At 56.4% G+C, this 21,114-nt stretch carries 20 protein-coding genes; 7 read left to right on the forward strand and 13 right to left on the reverse strand.

The window, feature by feature from the left end; genetic code table 11:
* Positions 1–17: 17 nt before the first annotated feature.
* The 3 genes from tssC to AC1V0D_RS09735 all read right to left on the reverse strand — a co-directional run bounded on the left by tssC (position 18) and on the right by AC1V0D_RS09735 (position 3,571).
* Positions 18–1,565: a type VI secretion system contractile sheath large subunit gene (gene tssC / locus AC1V0D_RS09725; protein ID WP_046102318.1), complete on the reverse strand. Its 1,548-nt coding sequence runs from the start codon at positions 1,563–1,565 to the stop codon at positions 18–20.
* A 33-nt stretch (positions 1,566–1,598) separates the two neighbouring features.
* Entirely contained in the window at positions 1,599–2,096 is a 498-nt protein-coding gene (tssB, locus tag AC1V0D_RS09730; protein WP_140029675.1) for a type VI secretion system contractile sheath small subunit, read from the reverse strand.
* Positions 2,097–2,701: 605 nt separating this feature from the next.
* The gene (locus tag AC1V0D_RS09735) at positions 2,702–3,571 is read right to left on the reverse strand and encodes a helix-turn-helix domain-containing protein (protein ID WP_009088898.1); all 870 of its coding nucleotides are present in this window, start codon (positions 3,569–3,571) and stop codon (positions 2,702–2,704) included.
* Positions 3,572–3,749: 178 nt separating this feature from the next.
* Here AC1V0D_RS09735 and AC1V0D_RS09740 point away from each other — a divergent pair, with 178 nt between their 5' ends.
* Complete coding sequence (locus tag AC1V0D_RS09740) at positions 3,750–4,649, forward strand: DMT family transporter (protein WP_482907340.1); 900 nt, start codon at positions 3,750–3,752, stop codon at positions 4,647–4,649.
* A gap of 36 nt (positions 4,650–4,685) precedes the next feature.
* On the opposite strand, the gene AC1V0D_RS09745 is transcribed toward AC1V0D_RS09740, so the two are convergent.
* Entirely contained in the window at positions 4,686–4,919 is a 234-nt protein-coding gene (locus AC1V0D_RS09745) for a hypothetical protein (RefSeq protein WP_009088895.1), read from the reverse strand.
* Between the two features lie 285 nt (positions 4,920–5,204).
* On the opposite strand from AC1V0D_RS09745, the gene AC1V0D_RS09750 reads away from it, so the two are divergent.
* Entirely contained in the window at positions 5,205–6,431 is a 1,227-nt protein-coding gene (locus tag AC1V0D_RS09750) for an L-lactate MFS transporter (protein WP_154927815.1), read from the forward strand.
* Between the two features lie 35 nt (positions 6,432–6,466).
* On the opposite strand, the gene AC1V0D_RS09755 is transcribed toward AC1V0D_RS09750, so the two are convergent.
* From AC1V0D_RS09755 to AC1V0D_RS09775, 5 genes are all read right to left on the reverse strand, one after another.
* Positions 6,467–7,342, reverse strand: coding sequence for an SMP-30/gluconolactonase/LRE family protein (locus AC1V0D_RS09755; protein WP_009088893.1), 876 nt, complete (start codon positions 7,340–7,342; stop codon positions 6,467–6,469).
* A 510-nt stretch (positions 7,343–7,852) separates the two neighbouring features.
* Positions 7,853–8,134 (reverse strand): putative periplasmic lipoprotein, encoded by a 282-nt coding sequence (locus tag AC1V0D_RS09760; protein ID WP_009088892.1) that lies wholly within the window; start codon positions 8,132–8,134, stop codon positions 7,853–7,855.
* Positions 8,135–8,400: 266 nt separating this feature from the next.
* Positions 8,401–9,207, reverse strand: a complete 807-nt coding sequence (locus AC1V0D_RS09765) for a hypothetical protein (protein WP_336791807.1) — start codon at positions 9,205–9,207, stop codon at positions 8,401–8,403.
* Between the two features lie 9 nt (positions 9,208–9,216).
* Positions 9,217–9,669: a universal stress protein gene (locus AC1V0D_RS09770; RefSeq protein ID WP_482907341.1), complete on the reverse strand. Its 453-nt coding sequence runs from the start codon at positions 9,667–9,669 to the stop codon at positions 9,217–9,219.
* Between the two features lie 7 nt (positions 9,670–9,676).
* Positions 9,677–10,462 (reverse strand): IclR family transcriptional regulator, encoded by a 786-nt coding sequence (locus AC1V0D_RS09775; protein WP_482907342.1) that lies wholly within the window; start codon positions 10,460–10,462, stop codon positions 9,677–9,679.
* A gap of 149 nt (positions 10,463–10,611) precedes the next feature.
* On the opposite strand from AC1V0D_RS09775, the gene AC1V0D_RS09780 reads away from it, so the two are divergent.
* The 3 genes from AC1V0D_RS09780 (at position 10,612) to ypdK (ending at position 13,517) form a co-directional block, all read left to right on the forward strand.
* Entirely contained in the window at positions 10,612–12,210 is a 1,599-nt protein-coding gene (locus AC1V0D_RS09780; protein WP_482907343.1) for an MFS transporter, read from the forward strand.
* Positions 12,211–12,212: 2 nt separating this feature from the next.
* Positions 12,213–13,241 (forward strand): HlyD family secretion protein, encoded by a 1,029-nt coding sequence (locus AC1V0D_RS09785; RefSeq protein WP_482907344.1) that lies wholly within the window; start codon positions 12,213–12,215, stop codon positions 13,239–13,241.
* A gap of 201 nt (positions 13,242–13,442) precedes the next feature.
* A complete protein-coding gene (gene ypdK / locus AC1V0D_RS09790) occupies positions 13,443–13,517 on the forward strand; it encodes a membrane protein YpdK (protein ID WP_099257831.1) in 75 nt (24 codons plus the stop codon).
* A 51-nt stretch (positions 13,518–13,568) separates the two neighbouring features.
* Here the strand turns inward: ypdK and alaC are convergent, their stop codons facing one another.
* Together alaC and AC1V0D_RS09800 are read right to left on the reverse strand one after the other, a co-directional pair.
* Positions 13,569–14,804: an alanine transaminase gene (gene alaC / locus AC1V0D_RS09795; RefSeq protein WP_009088884.1), complete on the reverse strand. Its 1,236-nt coding sequence runs from the start codon at positions 14,802–14,804 to the stop codon at positions 13,569–13,571.
* 117 nt (positions 14,805–14,921) lie between these two features.
* Entirely contained in the window at positions 14,922–15,446 is a 525-nt protein-coding gene (locus AC1V0D_RS09800; RefSeq protein ID WP_111208575.1) for a GNAT family N-acetyltransferase, read from the reverse strand.
* 278 nt (positions 15,447–15,724) lie between these two features.
* Between AC1V0D_RS09800 and AC1V0D_RS09805 the strand changes: the two genes are divergently transcribed.
* Together AC1V0D_RS09805 and AC1V0D_RS09810 are read left to right on the forward strand one after the other, a co-directional pair.
* Positions 15,725–17,395 (forward strand): LytS/YhcK type 5TM receptor domain-containing protein, encoded by a 1,671-nt coding sequence (locus AC1V0D_RS09805; protein ID WP_482907409.1) that lies wholly within the window; start codon positions 15,725–15,727, stop codon positions 17,393–17,395.
* Positions 17,392–18,120 carry a LytR/AlgR family response regulator transcription factor gene (locus AC1V0D_RS09810; RefSeq protein WP_009088880.1) on the forward strand — a complete coding sequence of 243 codons (729 nt, stop codon included), beginning with the start codon at positions 17,392–17,394 and terminating at the stop codon, positions 18,118–18,120. The genes AC1V0D_RS09805 and AC1V0D_RS09810 overlap by 4 nt, the downstream gene beginning before the upstream one ends.
* A gap of 123 nt (positions 18,121–18,243) precedes the next feature.
* Here AC1V0D_RS09810 and glk read toward each other — a convergent pair whose 3' ends face one another.
* The gene (glk, locus tag AC1V0D_RS09815; protein WP_009088878.1) at positions 18,244–19,209 is read right to left on the reverse strand and encodes a glucokinase; all 966 of its coding nucleotides are present in this window, start codon (positions 19,207–19,209) and stop codon (positions 18,244–18,246) included.
* A 160-nt stretch (positions 19,210–19,369) separates the two neighbouring features.
* Positions 19,370–21,022 (reverse strand): indolepyruvate decarboxylase, encoded by a 1,653-nt coding sequence (gene ipdC, locus AC1V0D_RS09820; RefSeq protein WP_482907345.1) that lies wholly within the window; start codon positions 21,020–21,022, stop codon positions 19,370–19,372.
* Positions 21,023–21,114: the final 92 nt, after the last annotated feature.

Here is a 21,114-nt window from a genome sequence, read left to right on the forward strand (position 1 = left end):
TGGCTTCCTGCCTTAGCTTACGATTTGGCCTTAGGCATCTGAGAAACCAGTGAGAGGTTGACGTCCATCCCTTCCACCTGGAAGTGCGGCACGGCATAGAGCTTCACGCGGAAGAAGCCGGGGTTATCCTCAATGTCTTCCACCACCACTCTGGCGTCCCGCAGCGGGTGAGAGGCCTGCAGCTCGTCGCCCGGGTCGGTCATTTCCGTGACCAGACTGCGCACCCAGGTATTCAGCTCCAGCTCCAGCAGACGACGGTCTTTGGTGGTGCCGATGTTTTCACGCTGAATCAGCTTCAGATAGTGGGCAATACGCGAAAGCAGGAAGATGTAGGGCAGACGGGCATTGATACGGCTGTTGGCCGTCGCATCCGCGGTATCATAGAGTGCAGGTTTTTGAGTGGAGTTCGCCGAGAAAAAGCACGCATAGTCGCGGTTTTTGTAATATGACAGCGGAATGAAACCCAGGTTGGCAAATTCAAATTCGCGGGTTTCCGGGATCATGACCTCGGACGGAATTTTCACCTGATTGCCGGTGCCAAGGTCATACAGATGAATAGGCAGATCCTGAACCGCACCACCGGCCTGCGGGCCCCGAATCTGTACACACCAGCCGTTATTGATAAAACTGCGCACCATGTTTGCGGCAAAAGCAAAAGAGGCGTTGGTCCAGAGATATTTGTCGTGATCCGGGCCTTTCACTTCCTCAACATAATTGAAGCTGCGAACAGGCACGGTGTCCGGGCCATAGGGCAGACGGCCCAGCACACGCGGCATGACCAGACCGATGTAGCGGGAGTCATCCGTCTCGCGAAAGGATTTCCACTTGATGTACTCCGCGCGATCAAAGTAGTTACCGATATCCTTGATAGCAGCCACTTCTTCCATCGAATCTTTCAGGAAGAATTTCGGGCCAGCCGAGCCGATAAACGGCATATGTGCTGCGGCAGAGACTTTGGAGATGTTGCGCAGCAGCGCGACATCCTGTGCAGACGCATCAAACTCGTAAGCGGAAATCAGCGCGGCAATCGGTTCGCCACCCGGTGTATCATACTCTTCAATATAGGTTTGCTTATACAATCCGCTCTGGATGATTTCCGGGCTGTCTTCGAAGTCCTGACGCAGCTCTTCTTTTGACATATCCAGCAGTTCAACCTTCACGTTCTGACGGAAATCGGTTTTATCAACCAGGGATTTCACGCCGCGCCACAGGCTTTCCACTGCCTGGAATTCTTCGCTATGCATCACGGCATCAAGCTGGCGGCTGATCTGATAGTCCAGTTCCGCGATATGGTGGTCAATCAGGTTTTTGTCGAGCTTTTCGACTTTTGAGCCCGACTTTGTCAGGCATTCCAGAAACACCTGCATCCCGGCAGTCAGACGCTCATCCGCGGTCGCATCTGACATCGCCTGCGCGTCCTGCCAGATGTCCAGCGCACTCAATTCAGACACCGGGTTCAGGTTGATTTTTTCAAACAGGGAGGCATATACCCCACCGGCAGCAGGACGTTCCAGCACGACACTCTCGCCACCCGCGGCATTCTCATTTTTTACAGACATCAGCATCTTCCTTATTAATCCGTTAAAGCATCGTGATCGTTATGGCTGTTTCGGGGCCAGGGCGGAGAGTTCAGCTCTGAGTTCTGCGCTCAATGCCGGATCGAGCAGAATCTTTTCCAGCTCTTTTCGGAATGCCTGGTTGTCCAGCAGGTTGGCTTTTAAATCGCGAAGTAAATTGCGCATGGAAAGCATGGCTTTCAGCTGGGGTATTTGCCGTGAAACCTGTTCCGGGGTGAAATCCTTCATGCTCTGGAATGTCAGCGTGATATTTTCCTCACTGCCATCACCGGCAAGTGTGTTTTTAACGGTCAGATTGACGTTTGGGGAATATTCGGAAAGCACTGCGTCAAAGTTATTTTTGTTGAGATTAACTTTCTTACGCTCAGACAGGGGTGCAGATTCCTGACCATGACTGAAGTCACCCGCCACCAGTAATTTCAGGGGGAGTTCCGTTTTCTTGCTTGCGCCCCCCGTATGCAAATCGAGTTTCAAATTAATACGTGCCTTCGGCACTTCACTCTGGAAACTATCCGACATCTCATCATCCCTCAGATTATCGCTACATGAATTTTTCAGACTAAAGCTATAGACGCACGATAATAGAATAATGATCGAGATAAGATCAAATATTAAGATCATTACGCTATTTACTAAACATATTAAGAATTTTCTGCTGAATTTTAATAGCGGTGATTGTCGCCATACCAGCGATTTGAGCCAGAATTGAGCAATTAAATAAACATTTATGTCGCTGCAGTGAAAACGAACGAAAAATTACGCGTAAATGGTTATGGCATTGATTTGCATCAATACAACCACACCAAAAAGAGTCATTGACTGACTGAAGGAGCATTCTGGAACAGAAGATATAAAGGCGGAAAGAAACGTCGGACGTTATAACGCGGGCTGACAGGAGAAACTGTGGAATATTCCTAAGAAAGATTTCCAGAATGACATCGAATTTTTATTAAGACAAAGCGTGCCTGATTTAATGCAATAATTGCAGGAACCGCTGGTGAGAATAGATTTAAACCCTCCCCCACACCCAGCCAGCGCGGTGATTTACGCCACCAGAAGATACCGATTCACGCACTCTTTAAAACGCGGCCGGATATCATTTAAAACGTTTTTAAAAACCGCCTTCAGCTCTGCGCCCGACGGCAGGCGGAGGGCGTCATGCCATAAACCTGGCGGAACCGATGGCTGAAATGCGCGGAAGAGTGAAAACCACACTGAAAGGCAATTTCAGTCAGTGTCAGATCGGGACGTGCCAGCAAAGCGTGTGCGCGTGCCATCCGACGCTGCATCACAAACTGGTGTGGCGCTGCGCCGGTGGTGTGGCGGAACATGCGGGCAAAGTGAAACTCGCTGAGCGCCGCTTCCTGTGCCAGCACCGCCAGGGTTAAAGGCTGGTCGAGATGCGTTTCAATAAAGTCCAGCACCCGCCGTAACACCGCCGGTGCCAGGCCGCCCCGCACCTGAGGCAGCTGCCACTGCACGTCGCTGTAGTGCTGCAACAGGTGGGTCAGCAGTAAGGTGGAGGCGCTGCTCAGCATCACCTGACTGGCAGGCTGCTGCCAGTCGCAGCTCAGCAGAAAGTGTCGGTAAAGCTGCGTGATACGGTCGTCAGCAGAAAAGATTTTCTCATGCAGGGTTAACTGTGCCGGGCTGCGATCCCATACCCGCTCAGCCAGTTGTCGCAGCTGCGTCTCACTGCAGTAGAGATGGACAAAGGCGAGATCGGCCCGCAGGTCCCAGGTCGACTCGGTGCCGGCAGGCATCAGACAGAATCGATCCGGTGCCCCACCGTTACGCCAGCCATGCGCAGTTTTGTGCCAGGTGTCATATCCCCCCGCGACATAGAGGCTCAGCGTGTGGTGATCGCTGAAGTTGGTGACACGATCGCCACTGTTAAACCAGGCGGCCAGCTGAATGCCGCTGTGAAGCTGCACCTGATCACGCAGTTGGGCTTTCTGGCGCTGCAGCATTTCAAAAGTCTGATAAACAGGCATCGGGGTCGCATTTCAGGTTGAACAGAGCGCCAGTTTACGGACAACGCGGGACAGAAAACAGGTCACATCGGGACGGCACAGAAAAATGCGCAAGATTTTGCAAACTCCGCGCAATCCGCTGTAAGACCTGATTGCCGTACCGGTGCAGACTCCGCGTTTTAACGTGGAGATTCAGGCCATGAACCTGTTTTTATATCTTTCTGTGGTGGTGATCTGGGGCACAACCTGGATTGCGATTTATGCGCAACAGTCTGCGGGCGCCAGCGCGGTCACCGTCGCGGTTTTCTGGCGTTTTTTACTGGCCTCGGTGGTGATGCTGCTTCTGCTTAAGCTGATAAAGCGGCTGGATAAGCTGACCCTGCGCGATCATCTCTTCTGTCTGCTGCAGGGCTGCTGTGTGTTTGGCTTCAATTTTGTCTGTTTCTATTACGCTTCGGGATATATCAGCAGTGGTCTGGAGTCGGTCATCTTCTCCATGGCGGTAATCTATAACGCCATTAACAGCTGGATATTTTTCCGTCAGCGCCCTTCCGCGCGACTGCTTCCAGCCATGATACTGGGCATGGCAGGCATTGTGGCGCTGTTCTGGCACGATCTGCGCAACACAGAGACCTCTGCGGGCCTGCTATGGGGCATTGGATTAAGTGCGCTGGGCACGCTGGGATTCTCATTCGGCAATATGATCAGTCAGCGGCATCAGCGTCTGCATCGTGACGTGCTGACCACCAACAGCTATGGCATGTTGTACGGCGCGTTAATGATGGCGCTGGTTTCACTGCTTCAGGGGGTATCCCTGCAGCCGACGTGGAACGCGCAGTGGACAGGGGCGGTAAGCTATCTGGCGATTGTGGGATCGGTGATAGGGTTTGGTGCCTACTTTACGCTGGTGGGTCGCATCGGTGCCAGCCGGGCGGCCTATACGACAGTGCTGTTTCCGCTGGTCGCGCTGGCACTGTCAACCCGCTATGAGGGATATGAGTGGCACGCCAGTGCCATCCCTGGCCTTGTCATGATTTTGCTGGGCAATGTCGTGATGTTTGCCCGCTGGCCGCTCAGCGTAAGCCGGGCGACCGTCTGACAGAGATACGGGCGTAGCGCCCGCATGGGCTGACTGTTATGCCCACGACTGCGGGAGGAGTTGCTGCGGCTGATTGATCGCTTTGCGCGCAATCCAGTAGAGCAGAACACGCTCATCGTCACCGTCGCGGTCAGCCATCGACAGCAGCTTGAGTGCCAGCGTCGATTTCGTCACAGGCTGCTGTTCTGTACTGAGTTCAACCACGGCCTGACCGATGATGCAGCAGACTTCGTCTTCACTGGTAGTGGATTCATATGTCCGGTCTTTCATATTTCCTCCTGTTGAGTGAACCCCTATCCTGGCAAAAGATCCGGAAACCTGCTTACAGAAACAGCAGTGTGAAACATTATCTTACCGCTCATTACGCTTACTCATCAGGTTGCCGCTTTGGTTACCTTCAGCGCGACCTCACAGAGAGTGCACAATGCCATTCATACCCGCTGAATGGCATTTCATTCCCTGATCCGTTCCGTTCATGCGTTTGCTACGCCTGCGCGCGCGTTACTGCTTTATTCTGACCGCAGTTTCCAGATTCCCGGACGGGAGAGATAAATGATGAACCAGACGCAGCAGGCTTCATACCAGCGTTCCCGCTGGCTTACATTGTTCGGCACCGTAATCACTCAGTTCGCGCTGGGGTCAGTCTACACATGGAGTCTTTTCAACGGCCAGCTCTCCCACAAGCTGAATGCACCGATCAGTCAGGTGGCTTTTTCGTTTGGCCTGCTGAGTCTGGGGCTGGCAATTGCCTCGTCACTGGCCGGTAAATTACAGGAACGTTTTGGCGTGCGCCGCGTCACAATCGGAGCCGGTGTGCTAATGGCGGTCGGCTTCTGGCTGACCGCGCAGGCTGATAACCTGATGATGCTCTATTTCAGCGCCGGGTTGCTGGTGGGTCTGGCCGATGGGGCGGGTTACCTGATGACGCTGTCAAACTGCGTGAAGTGGTTCCCGGAGCGCAAAGGGATGATCTCTGCCTGTGCCATTGGCGCATATGGCCTGGGCAGTCTTGGGTTCAAGTTCATCTGCGGCGCTCTGCTGGCTTCGGTAGGTCTGGAGCAGACCTTTATGATCTGGGGCGTGCTGGCAATGTCGATGATTATCATGGGGGCTTTGCTGATGCGCGATGCGCCTTTGCAGGAAAACAGCAGCAGCCAGCGAGGCCAGCAACAGGCGCGTGATTATACGCTGGCACAATCGGTGCGTATGCCGCAGTACTGGATGCTGGCGCTGATGTTCCTGACCGCCTGCATGAGTGGTCTCTATGTTATCGGGGTGGCTAAAGACATTGGTGAAGGCCTGGTGCATCTGACCACTCAGACTGCCGCCAGTGCCGTCACCGTGATCGCCATCGCTAATCTGAGCGGTCGTCTGGTGCTGGGCGTGCTGTCAGACCGGATGATGCGCATCCGGGTGATTTCACTGGCGCAGATCGTGTCGCTGATCGGGATGAGCGTGCTGCTTTTTACCCGGATGAATGAGAGCACTTTCTTCCTGTCACTCGCCTGTGTGGCCTTCAGCTTTGGCGGAACCATCACGGTATTCCCTTCGCTGGTCAGTGACTTCTTCGGCCTCAACAACCTGACCAAAAACTATGGCCTGCTCTATCTCGGTTTTGGCATCGGCAGCGTACTGGGCTCACTGGTTGCCTCACTGTTTGGCGGTTTCACGGTGACATTCAGCCTGATTATGACGCTGCTGGTCATCTCCCTGTTCCTGTCACTCACTATCCGTCTGCCACAGCGTACGGTTGCGCCAGCACCGGTATTGCAGCGTCACTGATCCTGTCGGGCCGTGTTGCCACGGCCCGTTCATCCTCAGCCGCGGAAACGCGGCTCTGCCACACCCGCCACGGCCACGTCCACAGCAAAGAGATCGCCCGACAGGGGATAGCGCGCCAGCTCCTCCTCCGTTCGATCTTCCCGTGAGCTGGTGATAAACAGCGTTTTAAGGTCGGCGCCGCCAAAGGCCACCATGGTTGGCCACTTCACCGGCAGCAGGATCTCATCGACGATTTCACTGCTCTGCGGGTCGATACGCACCACACGTCCGCCATCGAACTGGGCTGACCAGTAAAATCCTTCGCTATCCACCGCAGCACCATCCGGTAGTCCCCCTTTCGCATCGAAGCGCCGGAATACCGTACGTTCGCCCGGTTCACCCTGCTCATCTAAAGGATAGCGATAGAGGGTCTCGTTCGGCGTGTCACTGTGATACATCCAGCGCCGATCGGGGGAGAAAGCCAGCCCGTTAGAGATTTTGATGTCGCGCGCTTTCACCTCCAGCGTCAGGTCGGGCGTGACGCGGCAAAGCAGGCCGCCATTTTTATCCTGCGGCTCCCACAGGCTGCCACACCAGAAATTGCCCCAGGGATCGACGCGTCCATCATTGAACCGGCTTAACGGCGCGTCACCCGGATTTTCGGCAATCTTTTTTTCAGGCCGGCCCTGTGCGTCCAGCAGCCAGACACCGTTACGCAAGGCGGCGATCAGTCCACCCTGCTCGCGCAGACCAATGCAGCCTACCTCTTCCGCCTGCGGAAAAGTCTGCAGTTCACCGCTGGCCGGGTCGAAACGGTGAATCGCCGGTGCCAGAATATCGACACTCCACAACACCTGTTCTTCCACTGACCAGAGCGGACATTCGCCCAGCTCAGCCTGTAATGCCAGAATATGTCTTACTTCATGTGCCATGTTTTTCTCCCGTTAAACTGACCTGCTAATAATGTAGTGATAAAAACGGTCAGATGAGAATTATTTTCGCTTGATTTTAAGAAGATTCTCTCTGATAGTGTTTATTATTCAGCCCATTCTGATTTCTTTATTTTCAGCCGCCGCAGAAAAGATTGCGCTGAAATATTCCGTCATATCTGTTTAAATAACTCTACAAAGCCTGCATTCTCACTCCACTTTTCCGTCGTAATGTCATAGTCATTGGAAAAGAGGAGACGCTTCCGATGAAGAGATTAATTAAAGTCGCTTCGGTGGTAACGCTGATGACCTTATTAAGCGGTTGTATCATCAGCCCGAGGCACGACAACGGCTGGCACCATGGAGGTGGCGGGTATCACGGAGGCTATTACGGAGGTCATCACGGAGGGTATCATGGCGGTCACCATCGCCATTAACGGGCAAAGATGTCACACAGCATAAAATAAAATTATAAAATCGTCAGGGCGGGATAATTATCCCGCCCTTTTTTATTTAGCTTTTTATAGCGTAATTACACTGGAACCACGCTTTCTTCAGCCCCGGAATATGACTTTCCTGTGCCGGCAGCGCCTCCACTTTATCAAATCCTTTGTTGCTGCAGTAATTCGCCAGGTCAATATCCATCGCATCACGATTGACCTTCAGCGGGTCAAACCGATACTGAACGGTATTTGAGCTGGGATCTTCGTCAACACGTTCAAATGCCCCGGGTTTGCTGGAGGTACATCCACTCAGCAGAATAAGCGCCAGTGCGCCGGTAATTAATTTTTTCATTTCGTTGTCCTCACTTTGCCGCGCAGTGTATGACGCGGCCTGTCACGCATCCATAGGATTAATGCGCGAAAAATTGAAACCTTAGAAGATTTTGCCAATTAATGCGATACGATTAAACGGCTATCTCTATCGTACCAGACATGTCAGGATGCAGTCAGACCCAACGAAAGACTGCACCACACCAGGAAATGCCAAAAATAAGAATCTGTTCCTCTCTTCCCTGCCCGCGCTTAGCGGGCTTTTTTTTGCCCGCTTCCGGCCATCCGTTACTGACCGGTCAGGGCAATCATTCTACGTAGCAGATTAGCGGCGCGCTTGTCAGGTAATGCCAGAATGGCACTGTAGAGATCGATGGACATGGCACACAGCGATGAACGGTCTACCGCCGTGTCGGCAGGCATATTCAGCTGCTGCAGCTTTTCGCCCCACTGCTGATAGAGGCGACCGACGATGTTCTGCAGATCCGCCTGTGCCAGCAGCTTATCCAGTGGCTGATCGGGCGGAGGACTGTTCAGCAGCAGCTGTTCCATCGCATCCGCCTCCTTGCGATTCAGGGAAGGTGGCAGCGTGGTCAGCAAATTGATGCCTCCGCTCACCTGCGGATAGAGATAACGGAAGCAGAGGCCCGGATCGAGTCTGTTCAGCGCCTTCATCTCTTCAACTGAAACGCGGATATAGTTAACAACCGCCTGATCCGTTCCGCGCATCAGCCGCTGATTAATCACCTCGATCAGCCAGCCGCGCAGTTCGCCCGTCGCCTGCTCAGCCGGTTCTCCGGCCCGGATGCGGCGAGTCAGCTCCTGGGTCAGCAGCAGCCACAGCGCCGGTTCCTGCGTCTGCAGCACCCGGTAGCCCGGCATTGTTGCCAGTTGCTTCACCGCCTGCTCATGCTGGCTGGCCTGCAACCGATGCGGGGCGACCCAGCTGAACCAGACCAGATTCGCCAGTATCAGCGGCAGCAGAAAGAGAACCAGCCCCTGCCACAAACGCAGCCGGGTCGTTTTGATCAGAACAATAATGATCAGCGCCAGCAGCGCAAACGCCGCCAGCGTAATAAAAAGCAGCCCATTCATGCGGCGGGATTAATCCTTACGCGCATCGATCAGCACCGGACAATGCGCACGTTCAATGACCGACGCGCTGACTGAGCCTTTCAATAACCGGTTAAAAGAGGAGAGATGGCGACGCCCCATAATGATCATGCTGGCCTTGAGCTGCTGCGACTGGGCAACGATAGACTCTGCCGCGTCACCGGCCAGAATCATGCCTCGGGCCGTAATGCCGGCGCGCAGCAGCGGTGCCAGCGCATGGCGCACCACCAGCTCCGCAGTGTTCTGCTCATCCTGCGCAGCCACAAAATCGGCCGGATCTTCACCCGCGTCGATTTCCATCGGCTGATTGCAGGCGGAGTAGGCAGGATCTATACAGCACAGCACCACCACTTCCGCACGATGTGCCAGCGCTTCTTCAATGGTTAAGGCGACCACTTTCTCCGCTACCGGAGAGTGATCAATGGCCATCAGCAGGGTTTTCATCAGATGCTTATCCTTCTATCGCGGCAACTTTGCCGATTTCACGTACCAGTGCCTCTTTACACTTCAGCATCTCGTCACGAAAGCGGGCTTCGTGTCGCAGAAAACGTGCAGAGGGCACCAGCAAAGAGACAGAAAAACGACCAAACAGCGTATCCAGCGCAAACGCCATGGTAGAGACCCCTTCCAGCGTTTCGCCCCGATCCACGGCAATGCCGGTTTCGCGAACCTCCCCGAGCAGCTGCAGCAGCTGCGGCAGGGTTTTCACGGTCATATCCGTTAACTCCTGCCACTCATCGCCGACAATCGTTCGCACATCTTTGTCACACTCGAGCGCCAGCAGTGCCCGCCCCCCGGATGTGCTGTAAAGCGGCAGATTAAGCCCCATATGCGGAACGACACGAAGCTCACGCGATGCCACCACGTGATGAACAATCGCCAGCTGGCTGCCACTGGCGCGTGCCAGTGAGACGGTTTCGTTGGTATCGGAGGAGAGTTTTTCCAGCAGCGGGCTGACCAGATCTACGACATCGGTATGGACGCTGGAGATGAGTTTCAGCAGTGCCGGCCCCAGCCGCAGTCCGCCCGCCCCGCTGCTGCGCACCAGCTCTGCGCTGTCGAGCGCGGCGACAATCCGCTGCACCGTTGAACGCGGCAGTTCGACCGCCTGCGCGATCTCGCCGAGGCTCATGCCGCCCGGCTGCTGGCCCAGCGCATTAAGAATTTTTGCCGCACGGGCGATGACCTGTATACCGCTCGTTTTTTCATCCTCGCGGCTGGAGGGGTGATGTGCCATAGCGTCGTCCTGTTTGAGCTGCCTTACTGTAACCCGATTGCCGCACTTTTTACAGCCTGTACCACATTGCAATACAGCATACCGGGATGTAATATTACCGGCTGTATCACATCGCAATACACTGCATCATAATAACGAGATCGCCTGCTATGAATGCCAGGTCCGCCGCTGTGCCGGCCCCCCACCCTTTTACGCTGCGTCTGGCGCTGGGTTTAGTCGGTGTCCTGATCGCCGCCCTGACCTCCGGACTGAACGATCGCGTCAGTGATATTGCGCTGGCCGATATTCGTGCCGCAATCGGTATCAGTGTCGATCAGGGTAGCTGGATTATTTCCGGTTATCAGGCGGCTGAAGTCGCTGCCATGATGATTGCGCCCTGGTTCGCCGTCACGCTGTCGCTGCGACGCTTCACGCTCGGCGTGTCAGCGGGCTTTATGCTGACCGGCATTCTGCTGCCGCTGGTGCCTGACCCTACGCTGTTTATCAGCCTGCGCGTTCTGCAGGGACTTTTTGGCGGCGCATTACCGCCGATGCTGATGACGGTCGCCCTGCGCTTTCTGCCGCCCCCGTTTAAACTCTTTGGCCTGGCAGGTTATGCCCTGACCGCCACGTTCGGTCCCAACATGGCGGCCTCGCTCGCCGCGTTGTGGACCGATCACGTCAGCTGGATGATGGTCTTCTGGCAGGTGGTGCCCGGCATGCTGATTGCCATGCTGCTGATCAGCCGCGGGATCCCGCAGGACCCGCTGCGTCCCGAACGCTTTCAGCAGATCGATCTGTTCGGCATGGTGACCGGCTGCAGTGGGGTGGCGCTGCTGGTGCTGGTGTTGACCCAGGGGGAGCGACTCGACTGGCTCAATTCGCCGCTGATTACCGGGATGCTGCTGACGGCTCTGCCGCTGCTGCTGGTCTTTCTGATTAACGAGTGGTTTCACCCGCTGCCGCTGTTTAAGCTGCAGATGCTCCGGCGGCCCAATCTGGCGCATGGCTTGCTGGGCCTGGCCTGCGTGCTGATCCTGGGACTCTCAGGTTCTGCCCTGCCCTCCGCCTATTTTGCTCAGGTCAGCGGATTTCGCACCCTGGAGTTTGCCCCGCTGGCGCTGACGGTCGGCCTGCCGCAGTTGCTGATCGCGCCGCTGATTGCCGCCCTGCTGAATATTCGCTGGGTCGACTGCCGCTGGATGCTGACAGCGGGCGTCGGCCTGCTGGTGGTTGCCTGTCTGCTGGGCACACAGATCACCAGCGACTGGGCGCGACAGAATTTCTGGCTGCTGCAGATCCTGCAGGCGTTCGGACAACCCATGATCATTCTGCCGATTCTGATGAGCGCCACCAGCGTCGTGGCGCCACCCGAAGGCCCCTTTGCCTCGGCGATGTTTAATACGGTGCGCGGCTTTTCCAGCATCGCAGCCTCCACACTGGTTGAAGTATTCCTGACTCACCGCGAGCAGTTTCACTCCAGCGTGCTGATCGACCAGGCGGCCAGCCGCAGCTGGCTGATGACCGCACCGACCGCCGCTCAGGCCAGCAGCAGCCTGCCGCTGTTGCCTGACGGCAGCCTCAGTACCAGCGCGAATCTGAGTGGATTCGCCACCCTGGTGCGGCATCAGGCAACGGTGCTGGGCCTGAGCGACAGCTGGCTGATGCTGACAGGCTTTGCCGCCTGCCTGCTGGTGCTGACCGCCATCCTGCCAAAACGGGTCTGGCCGCCGCAGACTCTGATTCAACCCCCTTCCCGGAATAACTGAATATGCGTGCTTTTGAAATGAAAAGAACCCTGCTGCTGACTCTGCTGCTGCTGATTTTGCTGGTCATGGCCTTTGTCGTCTGGTCACTGATGAACGGCAACGATCACCGCACCAACGATGCTTACATCAATGCCGATTACACGCTGGTGGCGCCGAAAGTCCCGGGCTATGTCAGCAGCGTGCAGGTTCAGGATAATCAGCAGGTTAAAGCAGGCCAGCTGCTGGCCACGCTGGACGCTCGTGACTATCGCGTGGCGCTGGAGAGCGCCACCGCTGACCTGCAGGTGAGCCAGGCGAAGCTGCTCAGCAGTCAGGCGCAGCTTGAGCAGCAGCAGTCCGTGATCGATCAGCAAAAAGCCAGCGTAGCGGCCAGTCAGGCGTCAGCACAGTATGCCGGTCAGAGCGCGGAACGCTACAACCGCCTCTACAAGAGCGGCACCGTCGCAGCCGACGATCAGCAAAAAGCGAGCTCAACTCAGCGCTCAGCCCTGGCGGCGGTTCACCAGAGTCAGGCCGCGCTGGCGTCAGCCGTTAAACAGGTGGGGGTACTCCAGGCAGCGGTGCGGTCGGCGGAAGCGGATGTGGCTGCCGCGAAGGCCAGCGTCGATCAGGCCCGGCTGAATCTCTCCTACACGCGTATTGTCGCCCCGGTGGACGGCATGGTCGGTCAGCGTGCGGTGCGGACAGGCGCCTATGTCTCCGCCGGAACCCGTCTGCTGGCGGTGGTCCCGCTGCAGCAAACCTACGTGACCGCGAACTACCTTGAGACGCAGCTCAGCGATGTGCGTCCCGGTCAGCGGGTGCAGATCCGGGTAGATGCCCTGCCTGGCAGGACGTTCACCGGTCACGTGGACAGCATTGCACCGGCAACCGGCGCAACTTTTTCCGCTATCTCTCCCGATAACGCTACCGGCAACTACACTAAAGTGGTTCAGCGTTTGCCGGTCAAAATTGTGCTGGATAGTGACCAACCCAATCTGGCCCAGTTGCGTGTCGGCATGTCTGCGATCCCGGACATCGACGTACCGTAATATTGTGAGCAATATCTCAGAACGGACCTATTTCATTTGGGCGGGATTACGCGTAAATTAGCGCTCGATCCTGTTCTGAGTTATTCAGATCGACCCGGACAAGAGAAGACCCTGCCGCTTATGGCGCTCTCTTTTCCACATCTGTTCGCGTTGCACTGGTTTGGGATCGCCATCATCGTAACCGCTCAGAGGAGTTGCTTTGTGAAATATGCCTTGATGGGAATTTCTTTTTTCGCATTACTTTGGTTCGGAACCTTCGTTCTGCTGCTGAAGTAACGGCGTGACAGTGCCGCCAGAGGGCGACGATAACGTCGCCCTTGCTGGCTGTCAGCGTTCTTCTTCCTGCAGTTTCATGCTGCCCGGCAACACGCCGTCGGCACGAAACATCGCTTTTATCCCCCGCACCGCCTGACGTATGCGATCGCTGTTTTCAATCAGCGCAAAACGCACGTGCGTATCACCGTAGTCGCCAAATCCGATACCGGGCGAGACACAGACTTTTGCCTCCTGAAGCAGATGTTTGGCAAATTCCAGCGATCCCAGATGCGCATAGTGGTCCGGAATTTTTGCCCAGACGTACATGGACGCTTTCGGATTCTCCACCATCCAGCCCGCTTCATGCAGGCCTTTTACCAGCACATCGCGACGGCGTTTGTACTGCTCGGCGATGTCGCGCACGCACTGCTGATCGCCCTCCAGCGCAGCAATCGCCGCCACCTGGAGCGGTGTGAACGTGCCGTAGTCGTGGTAGCTTTTGATACGCGCCAGTGCGGCAACCAGCTCTTTGTTGCCCACCATGAAACCGATGCGCCAGCCTGCCATGTTGTAGCTTTTCGACAGGGTAAAGAATTCCACGGCGACATCACGCGCCCCCGGCACCTGCATGATTGACGGCGCTTTCCAGCCGTCGTAAACGATGTCGGCGTAGGCCAGATCGTGGATCACCAGCACGTTGTACTGTTTCGCCAGCGCAATAACCCGTTCGAAAAAGTCGAGTTCCACACACTGGGCGGTGGGGTTGGACGGGAAGCCGAGGATCATCATTTTTGGCTTGGGATAACTCTCGCGGATGGCGCGTTCCAGCTCGTTGAAGAAGTCAACGCCCGCCACCAGCGGCACTGACCGCACCTGCGCACCCGCAATCACCGCGCCGTAGATATGAATCGGATAGCTGGGGTTCGGCACCAGCACGGTGTCGCCGTGGTCCAGCGTTGCCAGCATCAGATGCGCCAGCCCCTCTTTAGAACCGATAGTTACAATCGCCTCCGATTCCGGATCGATTTCAACCTGATAGCGATCGGCGTACCAGCGGGAAATGGCCCGGCGCAGACGCGGAATGCCGCGGGAAGTCGAGTAACCGTGGGTGTCATCACGCTGTGCCACCTGGCAGAGCTTTTCGACGATGTGCGGTGGGGTCGGACCATCGGGATTGCCCATTGAAAAGTCGATGATATCTTCGCCGCGCCGGCGCGCAGCCATCTTCAGTTCAGCGGTGATATTAAAAACGTAAGGGGGTAAACGTTCAATACGCGAGAAACGACGGGGTGTGCTGTTATCAGCCATAGTGTCCTCTGGATTACGTAAGCGCCCGGACCGTCCGAGCGACGCGGGTCACTGCGGTGACCCGTTATGAACATAACGTGGTGAGGATCATTTTGTCGAGCATGGCAGAAAATATTTTTATTGCTGCGGATTCAGTCGTCCCAGCAGCCAGTCGTTCACCCAACAGCCGTTCAGCAGATAATTATCCCGCAGCGTCCCCTCCAGCTGAAAACCGTTCTTCTCCAGAATACGGCGCGAGGCCCAGTTACCTTCCACCACCAGCGCCTTAAGTTTATGGAAATCAGCCTCCAGTAAAAACTGGCACAGGGCCGCCAGCGCCTCGCTGCCATATCCCTGACCGCAGTAGCGATGCAGCAGCATGTAGCCCACTTCTGCCTGCCGATGCGGCTCCCACTCCGGGCTGCAGCCAAACAGGCCAATCGGCTCCCCGTTATCCCGCCGCCGCGCAACCAGACAGAGCATATGAAAGCTCCCGGGCTGCCAGGGGGCCAGACGCGACGTGAAACGCTGGCGGATATCCGCCTCATCAGGGATTTCACTCACCCAGGCCATGGTGTCGCGATCTTCATGGACGGCGCGGAACAGCTGCCAGTCTTCTGGCTGTAATCGGGTGAGGGTTAAACGGGTGGTGACAAGTTGCATCTGCTGCTCCCGGGTGATGCGGTTTACCGGCGATCGCTGGCACGCGTTATCGCGCAACATAGCAAAATGGCCTTCCAGCGACCAGCGTTAACCGGCAGGAAAACTGTTCCCCTTTATTGCGCTCAGGCTTTCCTCTTTTAGCTGCATCCCCTTAAAAATTGACCTGCAGCAGGAATACCCGGCACGATTCACCAGGAGGCTGGCGGTTCGCGATCACATTTTTTATCATAGGGTCACTTTCCCTTGCCGACGAGCCGCCTGTGCCCTCCCACTTCACGATGTTGCTGGCCGTTTTTGACCGCGCCGCCCTGATGCTGATCTGCCTGTTTTTCCTGACGCGCACCCGTCCGTTTCGTCAGCTGCTGCAGAAAGATGAACACACCCGCGCAGAGAAGATAGCGGTCACCGCGATCTTCTCCCTGTTTGCCCTGTTCAGCACCTGGTCGGGGGTCAATGTGGATGGGTCGCTGCTGAACGTGCGGGTGATCGCCGTGATGGCGGGTGGCATCCTGTTTGGTCCCTGGGTCGGTATCGCCACCGGCATCATCGCCGGCCTGCACCGTTTTCTGATCGATATCCACGGCGTGACCTCTGTTCCCTGTCTGATTACCAGCATCATTGCCGGTGTTGTGGCGGGTGGCATTAACCGCCGGGTCCTGAAAGAGCATCGCTGGCGTGCCGGTATCGTCGGCGGGATGCTGTGTGAAGCCCTGACGATGGTGCTGATTGTCTTGTGGGCGCGCCCCACATCGCTCGGCCTGGCGATAGTGTCCGAAATCGCCCTGCCGATGATCCTCGGCGCCTCCAGCATCGGCCTGATTGTGTTGCTGGTGCAGAGCGTTGAAGGGGAAAAAGAGGCGATTGCCGCGCGTCAGGCCAAGCTGGCGCTGGAGATCGCCAATAAAACGCTGCCGCTGTTTCGTCAGGTTAACAGCGACTCACTGCGCAACATCTGTGACATTATCCGGCGGGAAATCAAAGCCGATGCGGTGGCGATGACCGATAAAAAGCAGATTCTGGCCTATGTTGGCTATGGCGAACATAATTATCAGCACGGGGATGACGGTATCAGTCCTACCACCGCGCAGTCGATCGCCAGCGGTAAAATTATCATCAAAAACAATGATGAAGCCCATCGCACCAAAGACATTCACTCTATGATTGTGATTCCGCTGTGGGAAAAGGGCAAGGTCACCGGCACGCTGAAAATCTACTACCGTCGTGCGCATCGTATTACCGGCTCGCTGAAAGAGATGGCGATCGGTCTGTCACAGATTATCTCTACGCAGCTGGAGGTGTCGCGCGCCGAGCAGCTGCGCGAAATGGCCAATAAAGCGGAACTGCGCGCGCTGCAAAGCAAAATAAATCCCCATTTTCTGTTTAATGCCCTGAACGCGATCTCCTCCTCCATCCGGCTCAATCCCGATACCGCCCGCCAGCTGGTGATTAACCTGTCGCGCTATCTGCGCTACAACCTGGAGCTGAACGACGATGAGCTGATCGACATCCGCAAAGAGCTGTGGCAGGTCAAAGATTACATTGCCATAGAGCAGGCGCGGTTTGGCGACAAGCTGACGATGATTTATGACGTCGATGAAGATCTGCACTTTCTGCTGCCCAGCCTGCTGATTCAGCCGCTGGTGGAGAATGCCATTGTGCACGGTATCCAGCCCTGTAAAGGCAAAGGCGTGGTGACGCTGAGTGTGCGGGATCAGGGCGACCAGGTGCGGATTTCGGTGCGGGATACCGGCAAGGGGATCAGCGAGGAGGTGATGGCCCGGGTGGCGCGCAACGACATGCCCGGCAATAAAATCGGCCTGCTCAACGTACATCACCGGGTGAAACTGCTGTCGGGTCAGGGATTGTGCATTGTGCGGCATGAGCCGGGCACGGAAATCTCCTTTACGCTCAGTAAACATGGCCAGCGGCTGGCGGAGAATCTGTTATGAAAGCCATTATTGTGGAAGATGAATTCCTGGCGCAGCAGGAACTGAGCTGGATGATCCAGCATCACAGCAAAATCGAAATTGAAGCCTGCTTTGATGATGGCCTCGACGTGCTGAAGTATCTGCAACAGCATCGGGTGGATGTGATCTTTCTCGACATCAACATTCCTTCACTGGATGGCATGCTGCTGGCGCAGAACATCCATCAGTTTGCCCACAAGCCGCTGATTGTCTTCATTACCGCCTGGAAAGAGCATGCGGTGGAGGCGTTTGAGCTGGAGGCGTTTGACTACATTCTCAAGCCCTATCAGGAATCACGGATTGTCACCATGCTGAACAAGCTTGAAGCCACGGCACAGGCGCAGCAGGCGGTCAGCCACCTCAGTGCCACACCCGCCCCGCAGACGGTAAATCTGGTCAAAGATGAGCGCATCATCGTCACGGACGTGAATGATATTTACTACGTTGAGGCACATGAGAAGCTGACGTTCGTCTACACCCGGCGTGAATCCTATGTGATGTCGATGAACATTACCGAGTTCTGTTCCCGCCTGCCGGAGCAGCAGTTTTTCCGCTGCCATCGCTCTTACTGCGTCAGCCTGAACAAAATTCGCGAAATCGAACCCTGGTTTAACAATACCTATCTGCTGAAACTGCGCGATCTGGAATTTCAGGTGCCGGTCAGTCGCAGCAAGGTCAAGCTGTTTCGACAGTTAATGCGGCTCTGACGCCGGGGAAAAGCGTGTCCGGGAAGGGAGTCGTAAGGCGGATAAGGCGTGCCTGAGCCCGCCCCGATCAAGCCGGGAATCCGCTCGCGCGCAGTCAGATGCCGTGCACGAGCGGAAGCCGGATCAGATTTCGCGACCCAGGGTCTGACGCAGATGCGCGCCCGCGCCCAGCAGGCCAGGCTGATCGTGCGTAATCATATAGACCGGAATGCTGGCCACATAGTCGCGGAAACGCCCTTTGTCTTCGAAAGCAGCGCGGAACCCGGACGCCTTAAAGAACTCCAGGAAGCGAGGCACGATGCCCCCTGCGATGTAGACGCCCCCGAAGGTGCCGAGATTCAGCGCCAGATTGCCGCCAAAACGGCCCATGATGACGCAGAACATCGACAGCGCACGACGGCAGTCGGTGCAGCTGTCATCCAGCGCACGCTGGCTGACATCTTTCGGCTTCAGGTTTTCCGGCACGCGCTTGTCCACTTTAACAATCGCGCGATAGAGGTTAACCAGACCGGCACCCGACAAAACGCGCTCGGCGGAAACATGGCCGAGCTCTTCGCGCAGCACTTCCAGAATCTGATCTTCTTCTTCGCTGTTGGCCGCCAGATCGACATGGCCGCCCTCGCCCGGCAGGCTTACCCAGCGCTTGTCCACATGCACCAGATGGCTGACGCCTAACCCGGTACCGGCACCATAAATCGCGATAGGTTTATCTTTTACCGGTTCAGTTCCGCCGAACTGAATCACGTTGTCAGCGGTCAGCATCGGGATCGCCATTGAGACGGCCGTGAAGTCGTTAATGATTTCCAGGTGTTCAAAACCGATGTTCTCTTTGAGCTTGCGCGTCGAAAACGCCCAGTCATGGTTGGTCATTTCAACCCAGTCATCGGTAATCGGGCAGGCAATGGCAATACAGCCATCTTTAACATCCTGCTGTTGTTCATCAAGATAGTGGCGGATGACAGCTTCGAGGCTGTCGTAGTCTGATGTTGAGAATGTTTTGGCCTGGGAGATGCTGCCGCTTTCCACCTCACACAGGGCGAGGCGCGCGTTAGTCCCGCCGACATCGCCGACCAAGGCATAGGTTGTCATTCTTCTGTTGCTCCGCTTGGGGTCTTAAGAGTTGGAGGACACTATAAAATTCTGCCCATAAAACAACAACGCTCACCGGTGCGATTGGTGAGCGTCTTACTCAGGTGTGCTACAGCCTAACCGCGATAGTCAACCCTGCACAGCGGCAACTATCTGAATCTTAGCCGCCGTTGCGTTGATTCAGGCAGGCCGTGACTTTTCGTAACAGCGGCGGCAGATCGTCTTTCGGCATCACCACCTCAACCAGCGACAGCCATTGAGGCCGTGAGAGCCGCGCCATCACCTCGTTTAACTGCACCGTTTCACTGATGCGCCAGCTCTGCGCCTGGCCCTGCAGGCTGAAAGCGTGCGGTAAGGCGGTCCAGTTCCACTGTGCAATATCATTATAACGTTGAGTTGCACCATGAATCGCTCTTTCGACGGTATAACCTTCATTATTCAGCAGAAAGATAATCAGCGACTGCTGGTCACGCAGCATTGAGCCCAGTTCCTGAATGGTCAGCTGCGCCGAGCCGTCACCGATGATCAGGATAACCCGGCGATCCGGCGCGGCCGTCTGCGCGCCAAAGGCTGCCGGAAGAGTATAGCCGATCGAGCCCCACAATGGCTGCACCACCAGCTGTGCCTGTGAAGGCAGTCGCAGGGTCGCTGCACCAAAGGCTGCCGTCCCCTGTTCGGCCAGAATCAGGTCGCCGGGTTGCAGGAATGACTGCATGGCCTGCCAGAACGCCTGCTGACTGATGATCGCCGCTGGCGCTTCGGGCTGCGCGACGGTGGGCGTGTCACCACTCTGCCACTGCTGCCCATATTGCGCGAACAGCGACTGGAGCTCGCTTAACGCATCGGCCATCGACAGCGGCGCAAACTGTTCCGAGCCTGCACGGGCGCTGTGCGGCTGCAGGTCAATACATTTCTTCGGGACGAACTGCTGCGTGAAGCCCGCGGTGATCGTATCGGTAAAACGGACGCCGACGCAGATCGCCACGTCCACCTGCTCAATCTGTTCACGCACCTGTCCGGCGCTCGCCTCACCGGCATAGGTGCCGACGTAACCCGGCTGCTGTTCATCCAGTACGCCTTTACCCATCAGCAGCGTGGCGCAGGGTATCGCACGCTGTTCACGCAGCGCGGCCAGTGCCGCCTGCTGCTGCCAGCGCAGCGCAAGGAAATCCGCCAGCAGTGACACGCGCTGCGCCGAAGCCAGCATCCGCTCCGCCGCAGCGCGGAAAGCACGGCGGACGTCGGGCGAAGAGGTTTGCCGGATAATCAGCGGCCGGGCGGGTGGCGGGACTTCCGTCGCCGCGACGTCAACCGACAGCGAAAGATAACCCGGACGACGAGCCTGCAGCGCATGGGTTATCACCCGGTCAATCTCAGCCGTGGCGTTGTCCGCGGTAAGCCGGGCGGTTGCGGCGCTGACCTCCCCGGCCATACGAATAAAATGCTGAAAATCGCCATCGCCCAGCGAATGGTGAACGCAGTCACCCTGCGACTGTGCGCCTGTCGCAGGCGCACCCACGATGTGGATGACCGGCAGATATTCAGCATAGCTGCCTGCGACGCCGTTGATTGCGCTCAGCTCGCCGACACCAAAGGTGGTCAGTAGTGCCCCTGCGCCGTTGCAGCGCGCATAACCATCTGCCGCATAGGCTGCGTTAAGTTCATTGGCGCACCCCACCCAGCTGAGAGTGGGATGGGCAATGACCCGATCAAGAAACTGGAGGTTATAGTCGCCCGGCACACCAAACAGATGCTCTATACCAATCTCCTGCAGACGGCTTAGCAGGTAATCGCCAACGGTAAATGTAGACATCGCGCATTCCTTTCAGGGAAGAGTCGACTTAAGTATCTGACAGCCGTTGAAATTAGCGAGAAAAGGGGTGGCTTTCAGCCGCCGCAATGTGC

It is taken from the genome of Pantoea sp. PA1 (genome assembly GCF_056856975.1).

Excerpts from the sequence above, each read along its gene's own strand:
- AC1V0D_RS09770 (WP_482907341.1), bottom strand. The coding sequence starts at position 9,669 with ATGAAAACCCTGCTGATGGCCATTGATCACTCTCCGGTAGCGGAGAAA.
- AC1V0D_RS09740 (WP_482907340.1), top strand. The coding sequence starts at position 3,750 with ATGAACCTGTTTTTATATCTTTCTGTGGTGGTGATCTGGGGCACAACC.
- AC1V0D_RS09745 (WP_009088895.1), bottom strand. The coding sequence starts at position 4,919 with ATGAAAGACCGGACATATGAATCCACTACCAGTGAAGACGAAGTCTGC.
- ipdC (WP_482907345.1), bottom strand. The coding sequence starts at position 21,022 with ATGTCTACATTTACCGTTGGCGATTACCTGCTAAGCCGTCTGCAGGAG.
- AC1V0D_RS09780 (WP_482907343.1), top strand. The coding sequence starts at position 10,612 with ATGAATGCCAGGTCCGCCGCTGTGCCGGCCCCCCACCCTTTTACGCTG.
- tssC (WP_046102318.1), bottom strand. The coding sequence starts at position 1,565 with ATGCTGATGTCTGTAAAAAATGAGAATGCCGCGGGTGGCGAGAGTGTC.
- AC1V0D_RS09810 (WP_009088880.1), top strand. The coding sequence starts at position 17,392 with ATGAAAGCCATTATTGTGGAAGATGAATTCCTGGCGCAGCAGGAACTG.
- AC1V0D_RS09785 (WP_482907344.1), top strand. The coding sequence starts at position 12,213 with ATGCGTGCTTTTGAAATGAAAAGAACCCTGCTGCTGACTCTGCTGCTG.
- AC1V0D_RS09775 (WP_482907342.1), bottom strand. The coding sequence starts at position 10,462 with ATGGCACATCACCCCTCCAGCCGCGAGGATGAAAAAACGAGCGGTATA.
- glk (WP_009088878.1), bottom strand. The coding sequence starts at position 19,209 with ATGACAACCTATGCCTTGGTCGGCGATGTCGGCGGGACTAACGCGCGC.
- AC1V0D_RS09750 (WP_154927815.1), top strand. The coding sequence starts at position 5,205 with ATGAACCAGACGCAGCAGGCTTCATACCAGCGTTCCCGCTGGCTTACA.
- AC1V0D_RS09735 (WP_009088898.1), bottom strand. The coding sequence starts at position 3,571 with ATGCCTGTTTATCAGACTTTTGAAATGCTGCAGCGCCAGAAAGCCCAA.
- tssB (WP_140029675.1), bottom strand. The coding sequence starts at position 2,096 with ATGTCGGATAGTTTCCAGAGTGAAGTGCCGAAGGCACGTATTAATTTG.
- AC1V0D_RS09755 (WP_009088893.1), bottom strand. The coding sequence starts at position 7,342 with ATGGCACATGAAGTAAGACATATTCTGGCATTACAGGCTGAGCTGGGC.
- AC1V0D_RS09760 (WP_009088892.1), bottom strand. The coding sequence starts at position 8,134 with ATGAAAAAATTAATTACCGGCGCACTGGCGCTTATTCTGCTGAGTGGA.
- AC1V0D_RS09805 (WP_482907409.1), top strand. The coding sequence starts at position 15,725 with ATGTTGCTGGCCGTTTTTGACCGCGCCGCCCTGATGCTGATCTGCCTG.
- AC1V0D_RS09765 (WP_336791807.1), bottom strand. The coding sequence starts at position 9,207 with ATGAATGGGCTGCTTTTTATTACGCTGGCGGCGTTTGCGCTGCTGGCG.
- alaC (WP_009088884.1), bottom strand. The coding sequence starts at position 14,804 with ATGGCTGATAACAGCACACCCCGTCGTTTCTCGCGTATTGAACGTTTA.
- AC1V0D_RS09800 (WP_111208575.1), bottom strand. The coding sequence starts at position 15,446 with ATGCAACTTGTCACCACCCGTTTAACCCTCACCCGATTACAGCCAGAA.